At 61.1% G+C, this 14,446-nt stretch carries 13 protein-coding genes; 2 read left to right on the top strand and 11 right to left on the bottom strand.

Annotation, left to right across the window (positions count from 1 at the left end; all coding sequences use genetic code 11):
• Window position 1: 1 nt before the first annotated feature.
• The 6 genes from trkA to dusB all read right to left on the bottom strand — a co-directional run bounded on the left by trkA (window position 2) and on the right by dusB (window position 8,719).
• Window positions 2–1,378, bottom strand: coding sequence for a Trk system potassium transporter TrkA (trkA, locus tag ACX82Z_RS05930; protein WP_459587193.1), 1,377 nt, complete (start codon window positions 1,376–1,378; stop codon window positions 2–4).
• Window positions 1,379–1,406: 28 nt separating this feature from the next.
• Entirely contained in the window at window positions 1,407–2,768 is a 1,362-nt protein-coding gene (gene ntrX / locus ACX82Z_RS05925; protein ID WP_459587191.1) for a nitrogen assimilation response regulator NtrX, read from the bottom strand.
• Window positions 2,758–5,034, bottom strand: a complete 2,277-nt coding sequence (locus ACX82Z_RS05920; protein WP_459587190.1) for a sensor histidine kinase NtrY-like — start codon at window positions 5,032–5,034, stop codon at window positions 2,758–2,760. The genes ntrX and ACX82Z_RS05920 overlap by 11 nt, the downstream gene beginning before the upstream one ends.
• A 96-nt stretch (window positions 5,035–5,130) precedes the next feature.
• Entirely contained in the window at window positions 5,131–6,588 is a 1,458-nt protein-coding gene (gene ntrC / locus ACX82Z_RS05915) for a nitrogen regulation protein NR(I) (RefSeq protein ID WP_459587188.1), read from the bottom strand.
• Complete coding sequence (locus tag ACX82Z_RS05910) at window positions 6,585–7,709, bottom strand: two-component system sensor histidine kinase NtrB (RefSeq protein WP_459587186.1); 1,125 nt, start codon at window positions 7,707–7,709, stop codon at window positions 6,585–6,587. Before ACX82Z_RS05910 ends, ntrC begins: the two co-directional genes overlap by 4 nt.
• Window positions 7,706–8,719, bottom strand: coding sequence for a tRNA dihydrouridine synthase DusB (gene dusB, locus ACX82Z_RS05905; protein WP_459587185.1), 1,014 nt, complete (start codon window positions 8,717–8,719; stop codon window positions 7,706–7,708). The genes ACX82Z_RS05910 and dusB overlap by 4 nt, the downstream gene beginning before the upstream one ends.
• 133 nt (window positions 8,720–8,852) lie before the next feature.
• On the opposite strand from dusB, the gene ACX82Z_RS05900 reads away from it, so the two are divergent.
• Window positions 8,853–10,055: a bifunctional 2-C-methyl-D-erythritol 4-phosphate cytidylyltransferase/2-C-methyl-D-erythritol 2,4-cyclodiphosphate synthase gene (locus tag ACX82Z_RS05900; protein WP_459587183.1), complete on the top strand. Its 1,203-nt coding sequence runs from the start codon at window positions 8,853–8,855 to the stop codon at window positions 10,053–10,055.
• A 2-nt stretch (window positions 10,056–10,057) separates the two neighbouring features.
• The gene (locus tag ACX82Z_RS05895) at window positions 10,058–10,543 is read left to right on the top strand and encodes a CinA family protein (protein WP_459911639.1); all 486 of its coding nucleotides are present in this window, start codon (window positions 10,058–10,060) and stop codon (window positions 10,541–10,543) included.
• On the opposite strand, the gene ACX82Z_RS05890 is transcribed toward ACX82Z_RS05895, so the two are convergent.
• The 5 genes from ACX82Z_RS05890 to lpdA all read right to left on the bottom strand — a co-directional run bounded on the left by ACX82Z_RS05890 (window position 10,535) and on the right by lpdA (window position 14,437).
• Window positions 10,535–10,993, bottom strand: a complete 459-nt coding sequence (locus tag ACX82Z_RS05890; protein WP_459587182.1) for a type II toxin-antitoxin system RatA family toxin — start codon at window positions 10,991–10,993, stop codon at window positions 10,535–10,537. The genes ACX82Z_RS05895 and ACX82Z_RS05890 overlap by 9 nt on opposite strands.
• A gap of 9 nt (window positions 10,994–11,002) precedes the next feature.
• A complete protein-coding gene (locus tag ACX82Z_RS05885; protein WP_459587180.1) occupies window positions 11,003–11,365 on the bottom strand; it encodes a P-loop NTPase family protein in 363 nt (120 codons plus the stop codon).
• 195 nt (window positions 11,366–11,560) lie between these two features.
• Complete coding sequence (gene lipA, locus ACX82Z_RS05880; protein WP_459587179.1) at window positions 11,561–12,523, bottom strand: lipoyl synthase; 963 nt, start codon at window positions 12,521–12,523, stop codon at window positions 11,561–11,563.
• A 121-nt stretch (window positions 12,524–12,644) separates the two neighbouring features.
• Complete coding sequence (locus ACX82Z_RS05875) at window positions 12,645–12,899, bottom strand: GlsB/YeaQ/YmgE family stress response membrane protein (protein WP_459587178.1); 255 nt, start codon at window positions 12,897–12,899, stop codon at window positions 12,645–12,647.
• A gap of 89 nt (window positions 12,900–12,988) precedes the next feature.
• Entirely contained in the window at window positions 12,989–14,437 is a 1,449-nt protein-coding gene (gene lpdA / locus ACX82Z_RS05870) for a dihydrolipoyl dehydrogenase (RefSeq protein WP_459587176.1), read from the bottom strand.
• Between the last annotated feature and the right edge of the window lie 9 nt (window positions 14,438–14,446).

The following is a 14,446-nucleotide window of genomic DNA, read 5'->3' as shown; positions in this document are numbered from 1 at the left end:
CTTAAAAAAATTCGAGACTGACGCGAAAGAGATGTTCGACCTGTTTGACCGCTTTCGCCATGACGAACATGACGATGCGGTCCTTTGGCTTGATACGCAACGAACCGTTCGGCGTCAGCACCTTGCCGTCGCGATAGACCGCGCCGACGCGGATTCCGTCCGGCAGATCCAACTCGCGCAATTCGTGGCCCACAAGCGTCGAGGTTTCAAGTGCTTCCGCCTCGATGATTTCCGCAGCATCCTTTTCGATCGAATGTACGGCGCGAATTCTGCCGCGCCGCACATGCTGGAGGATGCGGGAAATGGTCGCCGTGCGCGGGTTCACATGCGCATCGACGCCAAGCATGTCGGTGAAGTCGTGATAGGTCGGATCGTTGATCAGAACCAGATTGGACTTGCAGCCGAGTCGCTTCGCGAGGATCGAGGACAGGATGTTGACCTGATCGTCATTGGTGATGGCGATCATCAGGTCGGCATCCGCGATATCGGCCTCGAGCAGTAATTTCTGGTCGAGAGCGCTGCCGTTGAGCACGATCGTGCGGCGCAACGTTTCGGCGACGTCGACGGCGCGTTCCTTCGATGCTTCGATGATGCGAACGCGCGTGCGGCTCTGGCGGTCTTCGATCGCGCGCGCGACGTAGAGGCCGACATTGCCGCCGCCTGCAATCACGATGCGCGTCGCCTCCTGCTCTTCGTGTCCGAACAGGCTGAGCGTGCGCCGAACCTGCTCCTTGGTCGACACGACATAGGCAAGATCGCCGGCGAAAAGCTGGTCGGCGGAGCGTGGAATGAACAGCCGTCCCTGACGCATCACGCCGACAACGGTCGAGGTCAGGTCGGGAAACAGTTCCGTCAGTTGCGAGAGCGGCGTATTGATGATCGGGCAGTCGTCGAGACACTCGATCGCAACCATGACGATACGGTCGTCGGCAAAGCGCACGATCTCCGTCGCTCCCGGAAGGGCGATGCGGCGGAGAACGGTCTCTGCGACCTCGCGCTCCGGCGATATGACCACGTCGATGGGCAGATGCTCGCGCGCGAAGAGATTGCGATAATGCGGCTGGAGATAAGATTGCGAGCGGATACGGGCGATCTTGGTCGGCACGTTGAACAAGGCGTGCGCCACCTCGCACGCGACGATGTTGACCTCGTCGTGAAGGGTGACGGCGATCAGCATGTCAGCGTCCTGCGCACCAGCCGCCGCAAGCACGTCCGGATGCGACCCGTGCCCTACGAAGCCGCGGGCGTCGAGATTGTCCCGCACGTTCTGGATGCGTTCTGCCGAGGCGTCGATGAGCGACACATCGTTATGTTCGGCCACGAGGCGCTCGGCGATGCCGTAACCCACCTGCCCCGCGCCACAGATGATCACGCGCATGTCATGCGCCCCTTAGATGCATGTATCATCAAACGCCGAGCGACTTCAGCTTGCGGTGGAGCGCGGACCGTTCCATGCCGATGAACTCGGCAGTACGCGAGATATTGCCGCCGAACCGGTTGATCTGCGCCAGCAGATATTCCTTCTCGAAAAGTTCGCGCGCCTCGCGCAGCGGCAGCGCCATGATGTGCTGGTCCGATTGTGTGGGCGTGCGCGGCATCACGTCGCCGATTTCCGATGGCAACAGATCGGCGGTGATCGGCTTGTCGTCCTCGCCATCGCGCGACAGGATCATCAGCCGCTCGATATTGTTTTTCAACTGCCGCAGATTGCCGGGCCAGTTATGCGCCTGCAACACCGCCATCGCGTCGTTGCCGATGCGGCGAATGCGGATGCCAGCATGCTGCGCCGTCTGGCGCATGAAATGGTCTACCAGAAGCGGGATATCGTCGCGCCGTTCGGCGAGCGGCGGCACGATTACCGGAACCACGGCGAGACGGTGATAAAGGTCCTGCCGGAAACGCCCTTGGGCAATCTGGTCTTCCAGATTGTAAGCCGTGGAGGAAATGATGCGCACATCCACCTTCACGCGTTTCGTGCCGCCCACGCGCTCGAATTGCTGGTCGACGAGCACGCGCAGGATTTTGGCCTGCGTCTCGCGCGGCATGTCGGCGACTTCGTCGAGATAGAGGATGCCGCCATGCGCCTGTTCGAGCGCGCCGACCTTGCGCTCCGACCCGTTCGCCTCGGTGCCGAAAAGCTCGATCTCCATGCGTTCGGGCGTGATCGCGGCCGAGTTCACGGCGACGAAGGGACCTGCCTTGCGCGACGAAGCCGCGTGGATCGCGCGGGCCACGAGTTCCTTGCCCGATCCCGACGGCCCCACGATCATGATGCGGCTGTTGGTCGGCGCAACGCGCTCGATCGTCTGGCGCAGCTGCGCCATCGCACTCGACATCCCGATCAAGTCGAAGCTGTCGCCCGATCTCTTTTTCAGATCTGAGACTTCACGCCTGAGCTTCGAAGTTTCGAGAGCACGCTCGGCGATCAGCACCAGCCGGTCGGCCTTGAACGGCTTTTCGATGAAGTCGTAGGCACCTTTGCGGATCGCCGAAACGGCGGTCTCGATGGTGCCGTGGCCCGAAATCATGACGATCGGCAAATCGGGATAAAGGGTCTTGATCGCATCGAGAAGTTCGAGCCCGTCGAGCTTCGAGCCTTGCAGCCAGATGTCGAGAAAGACGAGACGCGGCACGCGATCGGCGATCGCAGCGAGCGCGCTGTCGCTGCCGAAGGCCGTGCGGGTTTCATGTCCCTCATCGGAAAGAATGCCGGAGACGAGCTCGCGGATATCCTCTTCGTCATCGACAATCAGAATATCAGACGCCATCTGTCACCTCTTCCGTCACGGGCGCGGTCTGTCCCGCAACCTCTTGCTTGTCCCCAAGGGGGAATATCATTCGAACGCGTGCCCCGACGCCGCCATGGAAGGAAGCCGGCGCGTCGAGAAGTTCGAGCGTGCCGCCATGGTCCTCGACGATCTTCTTGACGATCGCAAGGCCAAGACCCGTGCCCTTTTCGCGCGTCGTCATATAGGGCTCCAAAAGCCGTTGGCGATTCTCCGTCGGCAATCCCTTGCCGTTGTCGATGACTTCGACCACGACGTTTGTCCCGGACCGCGCGCAGCGAACCAGAATTTCGCCGGGGCGACCCGTATCGATCTGTGCCTGCTCGATGGCTTCGGACGCGTTCTTGATGATGTTGCCGAAGGCCTGCGCGAGAAGCCGGCTGTCGAAATGGCCCATGAGCGCTTCCGACCCGAATTCGCGGCGAAATTTGATGTCGGAGCGGCTGACCTCGACGAGAAACGAAGCCTCGCGCAACGGCTCGCGGATATCGACCATCTGCATGTCGGGCTTGGGCATACGCGCAAAAGCGGAAAACTCGTCCACCATGCGTCCGATATCGCCCACCTGACGGATGATCGTTTCGGTACACTGATCGAAGACTTCGCGATCCTCGGTGATGACCTTGCCATAACGTCGGCGGATACGCTCGGCCGATAGCTGGATCGGCGTCAGCGGGTTCTTGATTTCGTGTGCGATGCGGCGTGCCACGTCTGCCCAGGCCGACGAGCGTTGTGCCTGGACGAGGTCGGTAATGTCATCGACCGTCACGACATAAGACTGACCGCCCCTGCGCGCCGAACTCTGCTCCGTCGTGATCTGCACGTTGAACGTCCGCTCGGCGCCGGCACGCGCGAAAGCGACCTGCTCGCGATAGACGGGACGACCGTGTTCGCGTCCACGTTCGAACACGCCGGCGATCTGCGGTAGCGCGTCCGCAAGGCTTCGTCCCACCAGCGCCTTCGCCGGCAAGGAGAGCATCTTTTCCGTCGAGCGGTTGACGATCGCAACGATGCCCTTCGGATCGACGCCGATAACGCCTGCCGATACGCCCGAAAGAACAGCTTCGGAAAAGCGGCGGCGCTCGTCCATGACGTTTCTGGCGCGCACGAGCTGGTTTCGCTGCGTCTTCAACTGCTGGATCATCTTGTTGAACGTGTCGCCCAGAGACGCGACATCGCCGTCCGTCCGCTTGACGGGAACCGAGACGTCCAGATTGCCCGTTGCCACCTCGTCGGCCGCACCGATCAACTGCCGGATCGGACGAACGATACGATCGGCGACCGCGATGCCGGTCCAGATCGCGGCAAGCACGACGATCAGCGTCACGCCGAGATAGAGAATGGCGAAGGCAAGCTGTGTCGTGACGCGGTTCTGCTCCAGTCCGCGATATTCCTCGGTGTTGGCACGCACGATCTGACGCGCGCGGATCACTTCCGGATCGAGCTCACGGATCGTGAAGAGATAGGCGTCGTCGATTTCCTGCAGCCTGATGATGGCGCCGACGATGTTGCGCACGCGCGGCTCGATCAAAAGCGGCTCACCCTGCGAGGCAAGCTCGACCCATTCGGCGGGAACCTCGGGAAGGGAAACGCCCGATGGCGAGTCGGCCTGGAGGATGACGGAACCGTCCGGGCGGATCAGCGCGGCCTGCGCCAACGAGCGGCCGCGAACGTGATTCGTCATCAACTGGCGAAAACCGGTCCGATCGAGGCTGTAGAGCGCACGCGCCTGATCGAGATCGAACGCCATCGACAGCGTCGTGCCTTGAAGGCTGCGGCCGTTTTCCTGAACGTAGGCCTCGGCGATGGACAGCGAAGAGGAAACGATCGCGCGTGTGCGCAGTTCGAACCAGCGATCCAGCCCGATATCGAGCGTCACCGACGCGACGATGGCGACCAGTATTGCCGGGATCGCCGCGACCAGCGAAAACATCGCCACGATACGTACATGAAGGCGCGAGGCAGCCTTGCCGCGTCTCCGCGCCTGATAGATGCGGTTGATCTCGACGCCTATCAGCCCGAGGAGCAGCACGGTGAAGCCGGTATTGATCGCGATAAGAACAAGCGTGTTCGAGGCGTCCGGCGCGATCGGTGTCAGGCCAAGCAGGATGGCGAACGAAATCGCCGCTGAAATCAGCGCGCATATTACGCCCGCAATTCCGAAGACCAAACCAAGTCGCCGCCCTTCTAAAGCGCGGTTGGCCGTCCCCATCAATGCGTCGTCGGATGCGGTGGTCTGTATCGTCATCGTGCCTTGAATCGACCCCTATGCGATGAGTCTATGCATCGCATTGTGGCCATTGTGCAACATTTTTGACGATGACAGAAGTCTCAGGCTCGAATGTCAGCCTTTTGCGCCGCGATAGACGTTGACGCCGAGTTCGCGGATTTTCTTGCGCAAGGTGTTCCGGTTCAGCCCCAGAAGCTCGGCTGCCTTGATCTGGTTGCCGCGCGTCGCTGTCATTGAGGCGAGGACGAGCGGATATTCAACGTCTGTCAGGATGCGGTGATAAAGGCCGGGCGGTGGAAGTTCGGTGCCGAAACTCGCGAAATATCGCTGCAAATGCATCTCGACGGCTTGCGCGATGGTCAGCTCTTCGCCGTGTGCGGATGCGACGCCGACGCCTTCGGCAGCCTGCGCGGTCTGCAGCTCGCCTTCGATGATATCCGCTCCGATGTCGTCCTGCGGGTAAAGCGCGGCAAGGCGTCGTACGAGATTTTCGAGTTCGCGCACGTTGCCGGGCCACGGATAGCGCTTCATCATGTCGATGCCGGCTGAAGCGATGCGCTTCGTTTGAAGCCCTTCCGCCTCGCCCTGCTTGAAGAAATGGCGCACGAGATCGGGCACGTCCTCGGAGCGTTCGCGCAGGGGCGGCAGGCGCAGCGGAACGACGTTGAGGCGGTAGAACAGATCTTCGCGGAAAAGCCCCTGATTGATGAGCGTTCGCAAATCCTTGTTGGTCGCGGCGACGATGCGCACATCGGTACGGATCGGCGTGCGACCGCCGACGGTCGTATATTCGCCCTGCTGGAGTACGCGCAGAAGCCGCGTTTGCGCTTCCATCGGCATGTCGCCAATTTCGTCGAGGAAAAGCGTGCCGCCCTCCGCCTGCTCAAAGCGGCCGGACGAGCGGTTTTGCGCGCCGGTAAACGCGCCTTTTTCGTGCCCGAACAGTTCCGATTCGATCAGGTCGCGCGGGATGGCGGCCATGTTGATCGCAACGAACGGTCCGTTGCGCCGACGCCCGTATTCGTGAAGCGCCCGGGCGACGAGTTCCTTGCCGGTGCCCGATTCACCGGAGATCATGACCGTCAGATCGGTCTGCATCATACGGGCGAGCATCCGGTAGATGTCCTGCATCGCGGCAGAACGCCCCACAAGCGGCATGGATTCAGGCTGATCGTCGGCGTGCGGAATGCTTTTCGTACGCTTCGGTTCGGACAATGCGCGCGTGACGATCTGCAAAAGCTCGGTCAGGTCGAATGGCTTCGGCAGATATTCGTAAGCGCCGGTCTCCGACGCGCGGATCGCGGTCATGAAGGTGTTTTGTGCGCTCATGACGACGACCGGTAAGTCCGGGCGCGCCTTCTTGATACGCGGCAGCATGTCGAAGGCGTTTTCGTCCGGCATCACGACATCGGTGATGACGAGATCGCCCTCGCCCGCCGCGATCCAGCGCCACAGCGTCGAGGCGTTCGACGTCACGCGCACTTCATGGCCGACGCGCGAAAGCGCCTGATTGAGAACGGTGCGGATCGCCGCGTCGTCGTCTGCGACGAGAATGTTGCCGCGCACGGTCATGCTGATTGCTCCTCGACGTCGACGTCTTTGCCGCCGATCGGTTTTTTCCAGGTTGGCATGAGGATACGGAACGTCGTGCCGCGGCCTGTCGAATCGCATTCGATGACGCCGCCATGTTCGCCGACGATCTTTGCGACGAGCGCGAGCCCGAGACCGGACCCGTTCTGCTTGGTGGTGATGAACGGATCGAACAGGATCGACTTGATGTCGTCGGAAACGCCAGGGCCATTGTCCTGCACGCAAAATTCGAGCGGTAGCGAGATGCGGTCGCGCGTGCCCGGCACGCCGATGCGCATTCCCGGCCGAAACGCGGTGGACAGCGTAATCTCGCCTGACGGATCGTTTCCAACGGCTTCGGCGGAGTTCTTCACCAAATTCAGGAAGACCTGAACGAGCTGGTCGCGGTTGCCGAAGACCGGCGGCAGCGACGGATCGTAATCCTCGATGAGCCTGATACGGCTGGCAAAACCGTTGCGCGCGATCGCCTTCACATGGTCGAGGACCACGTGAATGTTTACCGGCTGGCGCTCGATCGGGCGCTCGTCGGAAAAGACTTCCATGCGATCGACAAGCGAGACGATGCGGTCCGTTTCCTCGGTGATCAGGCGCGTGAGCGCCCGGTCTTCGTCGCCCACAGCCGTCTCAAGCAGCTGCGCCGCGCCGCGAATCCCCGAGAGCGGATTCTTGATCTCATGCGCCAGCATGGCTGCAAGGCCCGTGACGGAGCGCGCCGCGCCGCGATGGGTCATCTGGCGATCGATCTTGTCGGCCATCGACCGTTCCTGAAACATGACGACGACCGCACCCGGCAACTCGGCAATCGGCGAGGCATGGAGATCGACCAGCCGATCCGTTCCCAGACGCGGCGAGGAGATATCGACGCGATATTCGTTGAACGGCGCGCGGCGCTCGCGCACTTGCTGGATCAGCGTGATCAGCGGGCTGCCGAACGGGACGAAACGCTCGATCGGATCGCGCGCCAGCATCGCGGCACTCGACCGGAAGAAATCCTCCGCTTCGGCATTGGCGAACGCGATGTGCCCGGCCTCGTCGACCAGGATCACGGGATGTCGGATGGCGTTGAGAATGAGCGCCGCCGAGTTGATCGCTGCCTCGTTCATGCTGCCACCGCCATCGGCTCGACCGAAAATATCTCGCGCAACAAGCCAATGACCTCTGCAGGGTTCAGCCCGGTCATGACAGCGCTGCGCAGCGCCGGATCGGCGTGCGGCAGGTGGCGGTCGATGTACCAGCCAAGATGCTTGCGCGCATGGCGCAGCCCCTGGCCCTCACCGTAAAGAGCAAGCATGTCCTCGTAGTGGGCAATGACGTAGTCCGCGAGATCGTGGATTTGCGGCACATGCGCGACGGTCGGCCCGCCGGCGGCTTCGACGATGCGCGCGCCGGTCCACGGAGCGCCGTAATGCCCGCGCCCGACCATGACTGCGTCAGCGCCCGAAAGGGTCAGCGCGCGCGCGGCGCCAGCCGCATCGACGATGTCGCCATTCACGACGAGCGGCAGCGATACGGCGTCTTTCACGGCGCGGATTGCAGCCCAATCCGCCTCGCCCTTGTAGAACTGCTCGCGCGTGCGTCCGTGGACCGTGATCATGCGCACACCGGCAGCTTCCGCACGGCGTGCGATCTCCGGCGCATTGATGTGTTCGGCATCCCAGCCGAGCCGCATCTTGACGGTGACCGGCACGTCGACAGCTTTTACAACGGCTTCGATCAGCGACAGTGCGTGATCGGGTTCGCGCATCAGTGCCGAACCGCAATAACCGCCCGTCACCTTCTTGGCCGGGCAACCCATATTGATATCGATGATGTCGGCGCCCTCGCCCGCGGCGATCCGCGCGCCTTCGGCCATGAAGTGCGCATCGCGCCCGGCAAGCTGGACGACATGGACGTCCACGTCAGGCCTGCGGATACGGCGCTCCGATTCGGTGCGGCCGCGCGCAAGTTCACCGCTCGCCACCATCTCGGAGACGACCATTCCCGCGCCATGACGCAACGCGCGACGACGCATCGGCTCATCCGTCACACCCGACAAAGGCGCGAGGAAAACGCGATTGGGAACGACGACACCCCCGATGGACAGAGGTTTGGAGAGGTCGCTGAATTCGGCCATGCTTAAAAACCCGGCACAATTTTCTTCTTGCTTATCCAATAGCCATCCCAGATCAAGGCTGCAACAGCAATGCTCACTTAGTCTGGCATTTCAGCCATGCGCTGATATGTGTGCTCATCTTCAAGGAGAGCGCATGAAAAAGACCATGATCGCGGCAATCATCGTCGCTGCGGGCCGGGGCGAGCGGGCTGGCGATCCTGCCGACGGGCCGAAGCAGTACAGGCATATCGGCGGCGAAGCCATCCTGCTCCATACGCTGCGCACCTTCCTCAACCATCCCGACATCGATCTCGTTGCCGTTTCCATCCATCGCGATGACGAACAACTCTTCCGCGAAGCTGTCGGGGACATTGCGGAGCGTGTGACTGTGGTCATCGGCGGTATGACGCGTCAGACCTCGACATGGAACGCGTTGCAAAAATTGGCCGATCACGCGCCGGACGCCGTACTCGTCCATGATGGCGTGCGACCGTTTGTCGATGCGGCGCTGATTTCGCGCGTCATTGCCGGCATCGACGACCGGACGGGGAGCCTGCCCGCGATTGCCGTTTCCGATACGCTGAAGGAAGCGTCGCCTGACGGCTTTGTCGCACGGACGGTTGCGCGCGAGGGGCTTTACGGTGCGCAGACGCCGCAGGGCTTTCCCTTTCCGCTTTTGCATAAAGCGCATGCGCGGGCCGCTGCCGAAGGTCGGGAAAACTTCACCGACGACGCGGCTATCGCCGAGTGGGCCGACATTTCCGTTCGCCTCGTCGAGGGCGCACCGGACAATGTGAAGCTGACATGGGCGCGCGACATCGCCAACGCCGACGACAAGATGAAGAAAGCGACCGCCATGTTCCCCGACATCCGCACCGGTAACGGCTATGACGTTCATTCCTTCGAGCCGGGCGATGCGGTCATCCTGTGCGGCGTTCCCATCCCGCATGACAAAAAGCTTTCCGGCCATTCGGACGCCGATGTCGGTCTTCATGCGCTGACAGACGCCCTCCTCGCCACCTGCGGCGCGGGCGATATCGGCACGCATTTCCCGCCATCTGATCCGCAATGGAAAGGCGCGGCATCGCGCATCTTCGTGGAGGAAGCCGTGCGCATCGTGCGCGCGAAAAAAGGTCGCATCGCGAATGCGGATATCACGCTGATCTGTGAAGCGCCCCGGATCGGCCCATATAGGGATGCTATGACGAAGGAACTCGTCGCCATGCTCGGCATCTCGCCTGATCGTGTGTCGGTGAAGGCGACGACGAACGAAAAACTCGGCTTTGTTGGCCGTGGTGAAGGCATCGCCGCCATTGCTACCGCCACCGTCGCCTATCCAGGAGGTCTGCCCGAATGATGATGAGCGTACTGCCCGAACTCGCCCAGGATTTTTCAGATGCGTGCAAGCGGAAAGGCATCCTCGCCGCAACAGCCGAATCATGCACGGGTGGTCAGATCATTTCGCTTTTGACCGACATCCCCGGCGCGTCGAAAATCGTCGATTGCGGCTTTGTGACCTATTCGAACGAAGCCAAGCAGGCAATGCTGGGCGTAAGCACAGATACGCTCAAATCTCATGGAGCCGTCTCGGGCGAAACCGCCCGCGAAATGGCCGAAGGCGCGCTGGCGCATTCGCAAGCGAAGATCGCGCTTGCCGTGACGGGCATTGCCGGCCCGGACGGCGGCTCCGAGGAAAAGCCGGTGGGGTTGGTCTGGTTCGCGGTGGCGGTAGCCGGTCAGCCAACGCGTGTCGAAAAGCGCATCTTCGATGACAATGGCCGCGACCACATCCGCCATGAAACGGTGCGTACCGCGCTCGTCATGGGCATTTCAGCGCTAGGCTGACGCACCTGAATAGATTTCGTCCGCGCGCTTTTCGAACGCTTGCGTAAACATGCGAAACGCGCGGTCGAACATCGCGCCCATGAGGGCACCGAGAATCCGGCTCTTGAATTCGTAATCAATGAAGAAGTGAACGGCGCACCCGCCATCGGGCAGCGCCTCGAAGCGCCAGCGATTGTCGAGATAGCGGAATGGCCCATCGACATAGGATACGTCGATGGCGTTTTCCTTCGGCTTTACGACGACATTGCTGGTGAAGGTTTCGCGTATCGCCTTGTAGCCGACGGTCATGTCGGCAACCAGCATGGTGATCCCGTCGCGTTCCTTTCGCGAGCGCACGGAAAGCGCCTCGCACATCGGCAGGAATTCAGGGTAACGCTCCACATCCGCGACCAGCGCGAACATCTGTTCTGGTGAATGCTTGACGGTGCGTGTCGTTTCGAATTGAGGCATGGAAAAGGGCTACACCGCCATCTTCGCGTGGGCAAGAAGAGCGCTCACCGCATCTGGCGTACGCAGTTCAATGATCGGCACGCCACTTCCGTGTTTTGCGATCTCGTTCATGATTTCGGGCGTTTCCTTGCTCTCGAAATTCCAGATGTAGCGCAGGAACTCCCAATCTATTTTCTCGGGGCAACCATCGGCCATGTCGGGCCGGCTTTTGCCGGCATAGCGAAACCGTCGCCCGATCACCCGACGCAGGCATAGCGCGCGAGGCATACGCAGCCAGATGATCAGATCGGTGCGCGGTAACCGCAGATCGAGCGTGCCGGAGCTGTTCCCATCGAAAATCCACCGATCTTCGGACACGGCCTGCGCGATCATGTGCCTTATTTCGGCGCGGTCGCGTAGCTTCCAACCGGGCAACCAGAAAAACGCCCGGTCCATGGAAATGTGCGGCAATTCCATCTTTTCGGACAAGGCACGCGCGAGCGTCGATTTTCCAGCCCCTGCACACCCGAGGACGAGTATGCGTTTGGCACCTGAAAGCCGGTCGAAATCCATGATGCGGACGGAAATTCAGGCGGCCGCAAGCTTGGCGGCGCGGGCATCGCGCAGCCGCGCGAAATCGTCGCCCGCATGGTGCGAAGACCGCGTCAGTGGGCTCGACGCGACCATCAGGAAGCCCTTGGAATAAGCAACCTTCTCGAAGGATTTGAACTCGTCGGGCGTCACGAACTTCTTCACCGCATGGTGTTTCTTCGACGGGGCGAGATACTGACCGATCGTGATGAAATCGACATCGGCGGAACGCAGATCGTCCATAAGCTGCAGGACTTCGTTTCGTTCTTCGCCCAGCCCGACCATGATGCCCGACTTGGTGAAAATCTCCGGGTCGAGTTCCTTGACCTGCTGCAAAAGCCGGATCGAGTGGAAGTAGCGCGCGCCGGGACGAACGGTCAGGTAATTGGACGGCACGGTCTCCAGATTGTGGTTGAAAACGTCCGGCTTGGCCGCAACGACGATCTCCAAAGCGCCCTTCTTGCGAAGGAAATCGGGTGTCAGGATTTCGATCGTCGTGCCGGGTGCCGCAGCGCGAATAGCATGGATGACATCCGCGAAATGCTGCGCGCCGCCATCGGCAAGATCATCGCGATCGACCGACGTGATGACGACGTGGTTCAGGCCCATCTGCGCGACGGCACGACCGACGCTGGCAGGTTCCTCGGCATCGAGCGGCATTGGAATACCGGTGGCGACATTGCAGAACGCGCAGGCGCGGGTACAAATCTCGCCCATGATCATGAAGGTCGCGTGCTTCTTGTCCCAGCACTCGCCGATATTCGGGCAGCCGGCTTCCTCACACACGGTCACGAGTTTGTTCGACTTCACGATCTCGCGCGTTTCGAGATAGCCCTTCGATACGGGGGCCTTGACCCGAATCCATTCCGGCTTGCGCAGCACTTCCTGATCGGGCCGATGGGCCTTTTCAGGGTGACGCGGGCGCGGACGATTAAGCGTATTGTCGAGAACGGTGACCATGAATACTCCGGTGCGATCTGTCGCCGGTTTTGTCCCTTTCTCTATAAGGTCTTGCGCACCAAAATGTAAGGCCGCCATGAAGCATGGCGGCCTTGCAAATGTGACGTTTCGGCAAAGAGGCCTACCGTCGTATGGCTCTTGCGATCGCAATGAGCAGACACGCGCCGATAAAGCCGACGATGAGGTAAACCACCCAGCCCGTGCCGGTGTAGATACCAAGAAGCGCCAGCAGGAAGTTCAGGAACGCGGCACCGACGATGCCGAGAATGACATTCATGAAGATGCCCATGTTGGACTTCATGAACTGCTCGGCCAGCCAACCTGCGACCGCACCGACGATGATTGCCCCCAAGAGGCCCATTCCATTGAGATCCATTCCGCGTTCTCCTGATTCTGTGCGGTAAATTCACCAGAAGAACGCGAAATGTCGCACCCGGTTCCGGGTTATTTGCTGCAAGTGCTAAATTAGGCGTTGAGCGCGCGCCCATAGGCGTCGAGCACGCTTTCCTTCATCATCTCGGACAGCGTCGGATGCGGGAATACCGTGTGCATCAGTTCTTCTTCGGTCGTCTCGAGATTCATCGCGACGACGAAGCCCTGGATCAATTCGGTCACTTCCGTGCCGACCATGTGCGCGCCGAGCAATTCGCCGGTCTTCTTGTCGAAGATCGTCTTGATCAGCCCTTGATCCTCGCCGAGCGCGATGGCCTTGCCGTTGGCTGCGAAAGAGAAGCGGCCGACACGGATGTCGCGCCCGGCTTCCTTTGCTTTCGCTTCAGTGAGACCGACCGACGCGACCTGCGGGTGGCAATAGGTGCAGCCGGGAATCTTGCCCTTGTCGAGTGCGTGGACACCTTTGACGTCCGCGATCTTCTCGATGCAGATGACGCCTTCGTGTTCGGCCTTGTGGGCGAGCATCGGCGCGCCGGCGACATCGCCGATAGCATAGACGCCGTCGATATTCGTCTTGCCGTAGCCATCCACGACGACCGTCCCGCGCTCGATCTTCACGCCGATTTCCTCGAGACCGAGATTTTCGACATTGCCTTGAACGCCGACGGCCGAAATCAGGCGGTCGGCCGTGATCTCTTTCGTCTTGCCGTCCTTGGTTTCGACATGGGCGGTGACCGAATTGCCGGATTTCTCGACCTTCGACACCTTGGCTTCCAGCAGGAATTTCATACCCTGCTTTTCAAGCTGCTTTTGCGCGAGCTTGGAAATCTCGGCATCCTCGACCGGCATGATCTGCGGCAGGAGTTCGACGACCGTCACATCCGCGCCCATGGAACGATAGAACGATGCGAATTCGATGCCGATCGCGCCGGACCCCATGACGATCAGCGATTTGGGCATTTCCTTCGGCACCATTGCCTCGAAATAGGTCCAGATCAGCTTGCCGTCGGATTCGATCCCCGGCAGGACGCGTGGACGCGCACCGGTCGCAACGATGATGTGCTTTGCCGAATAGGTGCCCTCGCCCTTCGTACCCTTGGGCGCGGGATGCTGCGGCTCCATCGGCTTCTTGGCGGTCTTGGAAACGACGACCTTGCCGCCCTTGGCAAGCTTCGCCTCGCCCCAGATCACGTCGACCTTGTTCTTCTTCATCAGGAAGCCAACGCCGCCGTTCAGGCGCGCCGAAACACCGCGCGAGCGATCCACCACCGCTTTTACATCGGCCTTGACCTCACCGGAGATCGACAGGCCGTAATCCTTTGCATTCTCGGCATAATGCTTGATTTCGGCCGAGCGCAGCAGCGCCTTGGTCGGGATGCAGCCCCAGTTGAGACAGATGCCGCCCAAATGTTCGCGCTCGACGATGGCCGTCTTGAAACCGAGTTGCGCGGCGCGAACGGCGGTGACGTAGCCGCCCGGTCCCGATCCGATGATGATGACGTCGTAGTCGGTTTCGGCCATTTCGGTCTC

It is taken from the genome of Aliihoeflea sp. PC F10.4, from assembly GCF_054612275.1.
Note: the sequence above shows the minus strand (reverse complement) of the source record. Positions and strands in the feature narration are given on the sequence as shown.